This is a genomic window from Burkholderia sp. HMSC10F09 (assembly GCF_001806955.1).
GTDB classification, from domain to species: domain Bacteria; phylum Pseudomonadota; class Gammaproteobacteria; order Burkholderiales; family Burkholderiaceae; genus Burkholderia; species Burkholderia multivorans.
The window spans coordinates 1-4,395 of record NZ_KV786571.1; the positions used below are offsets into that span (position 1 = coordinate 1).

Annotated in this window: 5 protein-coding genes; 2 read left to right on the forward strand and 3 right to left on the reverse strand. The window is 70.5% G+C overall.

Going from position 1 to position 4,395, the window contains the following annotated elements:
- Window positions 1-109: 109 nt before the first annotated feature.
- Complete coding sequence (locus tag HMPREF3115_RS05075; protein WP_070553593.1) at window positions 110-493, reverse strand: chemotaxis protein; 384 nt, start codon at window positions 491-493, stop codon at window positions 110-112.
- 407 nt (window positions 494-900) lie between these two features.
- Here HMPREF3115_RS05075 and HMPREF3115_RS05080 point away from each other — a divergent pair, with 407 nt between their 5' ends.
- On the forward strand, window positions 901-2,487 hold the full coding sequence (locus HMPREF3115_RS05080; RefSeq protein ID WP_070553595.1) for a hybrid sensor histidine kinase/response regulator: 1,587 nt from the start codon (window positions 901-903) through the stop codon (window positions 2,485-2,487).
- 10 nt (window positions 2,488-2,497) lie between these two features.
- On the opposite strand, the gene HMPREF3115_RS05085 is transcribed toward HMPREF3115_RS05080, so the two are convergent.
- Together HMPREF3115_RS05085 and HMPREF3115_RS05090 are read right to left on the reverse strand one after the other, a co-directional pair.
- Window positions 2,498-2,848 (reverse strand): four-helix bundle copper-binding protein, encoded by a 351-nt coding sequence (locus tag HMPREF3115_RS05085; RefSeq protein ID WP_006407406.1) that lies wholly within the window; start codon window positions 2,846-2,848, stop codon window positions 2,498-2,500.
- Window positions 2,849-2,850: 2 nt separating this feature from the next.
- A complete protein-coding gene (locus HMPREF3115_RS05090; protein WP_006398890.1) occupies window positions 2,851-4,056 on the reverse strand; it encodes a zinc-dependent alcohol dehydrogenase in 1,206 nt (401 codons plus the stop codon).
- On the opposite strand from HMPREF3115_RS05090, the gene HMPREF3115_RS05095 reads away from it, so the two are divergent.
- Entirely contained in the window at window positions 4,055-4,393 is a 339-nt protein-coding gene (locus HMPREF3115_RS05095; protein ID WP_035946001.1) for a hypothetical protein, read from the forward strand. The two genes, HMPREF3115_RS05090 and HMPREF3115_RS05095, sit on opposite strands and share 2 nt — an antisense overlap.
- The last annotated feature ends 2 nt before the right edge of the window (window positions 4,394-4,395 follow it).

Consider the following 4,395-nt stretch of genomic DNA (forward strand, 5'->3'; position numbering starts at 1 on the left):
CGCCGCGTCGCCGGCGCAATCGGCATGCCGCGCGTGCGGCGCCCGAACGCGTACGCCGCACGCGCCGGTCGTGCCGATCTGCAACCGAATTGCAGTTTTTGCGTGCGCGTCAGCCGGGCTCGCCGCCACGCTCGCCGCCGCGCTCGTCCAATTCGTGGGATTCATCGGCTTCGCCCGCGTCGGGCGGCTCGGCGAGCTGTTCGAGCCGGTCCGGCTCGATGTCCGCGCTCTCCTCGAACGTCGCGTCGCCGTCCGCCGCCGCGCGCTCGCCCGTGCCCGCGCGGTCCGTGTCGCTGTCGAGCGTCGCGTCGCCACGCTCGAGCGCATGCGCGTCGAGCGGCGAGTCGACGTCGAACGAATGGCGCCGCGCGCCGGCCGTGTCGCTGCCGCTGTCCGACGAGTCGCTCGGGCCGAGCGCGCGCCCGTCGCGGCCGCGGCTCGCGTTCTCGTCGTCCGGGCCGGCCGGCTCGTTGTCGGGATTCAGTGTGCTCATCGCTATGTCCTCGCGGTTGCCATGCGCGGCGCGGCCGCAGCGGGCCGCGCCGGTCGTCGGGCGTGCGAGGGACGCAAGTGGCGTGCCGGGGCGGCTGCGGGCTGCGGGCTGCGGGCTGCGGGCTGCGAGCCGAGAGCCGAGAGCCGAGAGGTGCGAGGCGGGAGGCCCGGGCCACGAGCCATGGGGCGCAAGCCGCGACGGGCGCGGCTCGCGCGGGCGCGCGCCACTGGACGCTCCGTTCGCGGCCCCCTATCTCTTGTCCAACCCGGCACGGTCCGTGCGTGCCCATTAGCCAATGAAGCGGCGATCCCGTATCCTCTCGGGGTGCCGATCCGAACCACCACGCCGCCGTCCCCTTTTTCCGCGGACGGCCAATGGCGTTCCATTTGCAGCTGAGCTCGCCTCTGATGACGAAAGACGACATTCGACCCCACTCGAATCCCCCGCCGTCCCCCGCTCCGGACGCGGGCGATCTGCTGCATCGCTTCGCGGAATTCCGTTTTCAGACCGTCGTCGCCTCGATCACCGACTACGCAGTGTTCATGCTCGACACCGAGGGTCGCGTCGTCACGTGGAACGCGGGCGCCGAGCGCATCAAGGGCTACCGCGCGAGCGAAATCGTCGGCAACCATTTCTCGCGCTTCTATCCGCCCGAAGCGCTCGCCGCCGGCCGCCCGTCGTACGGGCTGCGCGAAGCCGCGACGCACGGCCGCTTCGAGGACGAAGGCTGGCGCGTGCGCAAGGACGGCTCGCTGTTCTGGGCCAGCGTGACGATCACCGCGGTGCGCGACGAGTCGGACCAGCTGTGCGGCTTCATCAAGATCACGCGCGACATGACCGAGCGCCGGCGGCTCGAGGAACTCGAGACGTCCACGCGTCGGCTCAGCGTATTCATCGCGATGCTCGCGCACGAACTGCGCAACCATCTCGCGCCGCTGCGCCATTCGGTCGGCGTGCTGCAGAGCCTGCCCGATCCGGCGCCCGCGCTCGCGCAGTGCCGCGAAGCGGTGCACCGTCAGGTCGGGCAACTGACACGGCTCGTCGACGATCTGCTCGACGTCGGCCGTATCACGTCGGGCAAGGTCGAGCTCGAGGATCGGCCGGTGACGGTACGCGATCTCGTGTCCCGCGGCGTCGAAAGCGTGCAGCCGAAGCTGGCGACCCGCGAGCAGGCCGTCCACGTCGATCTGCCGCCCGAGCCGATCGTGCTGCGCGGCGACGATGCGCGCCTCGTGCAGGTGCTGCACAACCTGCTCGACAACGCATCGAAATTTTCGCCGCGCGGCGGGCGTATCGATATCCGCGCGCGCGTCGAAGGCCCCGTCGTCGCGATTCGCGTGATCGATCGCGGCGTCGGGATCGCGCCCGGCGCGCTCGAGTCGATCTTCGATCTGTTCGAGCAGGAAGGCGCCGCCCATCGGCCGTCCGACGGCTTCGGGCTCGGCCTCGCAATCTGCCGGTCGTTCGTCGAACTGCACGGCGGGATGATTTCGGCGGAGAGCGACGGTCCCGGTCACGGCGCGACGTTCATCATCCGGCTGCCGGTCGAATGCGCGGCGCGCGCGGAGCCCGAGCTTCCTGCCGCGAGCGCGGCCGCCGACACGCCGGTCGCGCCGCTGCGCATCGTCGTCGTCGACGACAACCGCGACTCCGCGGACACGCTCGCGGTGCTGCTGCAGGTCAAAGGCCACGCGCCGCGCGTCGCATACAGCGCCGACGAAGCGCTCGTGCTCGCACGCGACTACACGCCGCATCTGATGCTCATCGATCTGACGATGCCGGACGTCGACGGGTATGCGCTGCTGCAGGCGTTGCGCCGGATCGACGCGCTCGCCGACACGGCGTGCGTCGCGTTGTCGGGGCACGCGCAACCGTCGGACCGTGCGCGCAGTACCAGCGCAGGCTTCGACGACCACCTCGTGAAGCCCGTCGAAATGCCGGTGCTCGACGCGCTGCTGCAGCGCGTCGCACGCAAATTCCACGCTCGCCCGTAAGCGGCCGCGTTCACGCCATCGCGCGGCACATCGCCGCGCAGGCATCGCAGGCGAGCGCGCAGCGCCGGCAGTGCTCGTGCGTATGGCGTCGGCATTCCGCCGCACAGCGCTCGCACACCTGGGCGCACAGTGCGCAGATCTGCGGCGCGAGCACGCTGCGGCGGGCCATCGCGCCGGACGCGAAGCGGCACAGCAGCGCGCAGTCGATGTCGAGCGCGATGCATGCGGTCAGCGCGCGCGGGTCGGGCTCCGCGAGACACGCGCCGGCGCAGGCGTCGCACGCATGGGCACATGCGTCGCATGCCGCCATGCACGTGTCGTAGCGCGCGTTCAGTTCGGTGCGGTTCGTTGCGGGTTCCATGATCACGGCTCCAGTTTCACTTTGATCCAGCCCGGCTCGCGCACGTCGAAGGCGCGATATGCGTCGATCGCGTTGGTCAGCGGCTCGCGCTGCGTCAGCACCGACAACGGATCGAACGCACCGCTGCGCACCAGTTCGATCAGTTGCGGCGTGATCGTCCGGTGATTGCAGTTGCCCATCTTGATCGTGAGATTGCGGTTCATCGCCTCGCCGATCGGAAACACGCGCGCCTGCGGCGGATACACGCCGATCACCGCGACCGTGCCCGCCTTCGCGACCGCGCGCACCGCCCATTGCAGCACCTGCGACGGCCCGTCGCCCGGCACCCAGTAGCGGCCGTCCGGCTTGCGGCGCGGCGCGACCGCGTCGACCTCCGCATCGAACGCACGCGCGGCCTCGTGGTCGGCCGCAGCGGGCCCGTGCGTCGCGCGCATCGCGTCGACACCGACCGCGTCGATCACGCGATCGACGCCGATTCCACCCGTCAGACGCAGCACGGTGTCGACCGGATCTTCCTCGGAGAAGTCGACCGCTTCCGCGCCCTGCGCACAGGCCATGTCGAGACGCGATGCGATCCGGTCGATCGCGATCACGCGGCCCGCACCCATCAGCTTCGCGCTCGCGATCGCGAACTGCCCGACCGGGCCCGCGCCGAACACGGCGACCGTATCGCCCGGCTTCACTTCGGCGAGCTGCGCGCCGAAATAGCCGGTCGGAAAAATGTCGGACATCAGGATCGCGCGATCGTCGTCGATTTCGTCGGGCAGGCGGATGAGGCTCGCGTTCGCGAGCGGCGTGCGCGCGTATTCGGCCTGCAGTCCGTCGAACGCGCCCGTGTCGGCCGGGCCGCCGAAGAACGCGGTGCCCGCGCGCGGGCCGCCCGGATTCGCGACGTCGCACTGCGCGGTATAGCCGGCACGGCAGTACACGCAGTGGCCGCATGCGATCGTCGACGGAATCAGCACGCGGTCGTCGCGCCGCAGATTACGCACGTCGCGGCCGACCGCCTCGACGATGCCGACGCCTTCGTGCCCAAGAATCGTGCCCGGCTTCATGCCGCCTAGCGTGCCGCGCACCATGTGCAGATCGGTGCCGCAGATCGCGCTGGCCGTCAGGCGCACGACCGCGTCGGTGGTGTCGGCGACTTCCGGATCGGGTACGGTATCGATGCGGATGTCGCCGATACCGTGAAATACGACTGCTTTCATGTCGGACCTCCTTGTCGAATGCGGCAACGGCATCGTCGCCGCCACGCGGTCGAGCAAGGTGCGCGCCCGCATCGCGCGCGTGACCGATGCGCGGCGCGGATCGACAAGGAAGCAGGCAGGGATGGGGGCTGCGGCGGGCGAGTTGGCGATGCACGGCCTTGCGATCTTCGCGATGCCGCTCGCGCGGCCGTTCACGCCGGTTGCAATTCGCTATACGCGATGGGTGAACTTGCAGCGTGCGGCGCACGCGCGCGTGCGCGCTCGTCTCCGGCGTTTCTCGCGTCCCTCGCGTCTTTGGCGGCGTCTTCTGCGTTACGCCACCGCGCGCCGCGCCTGACG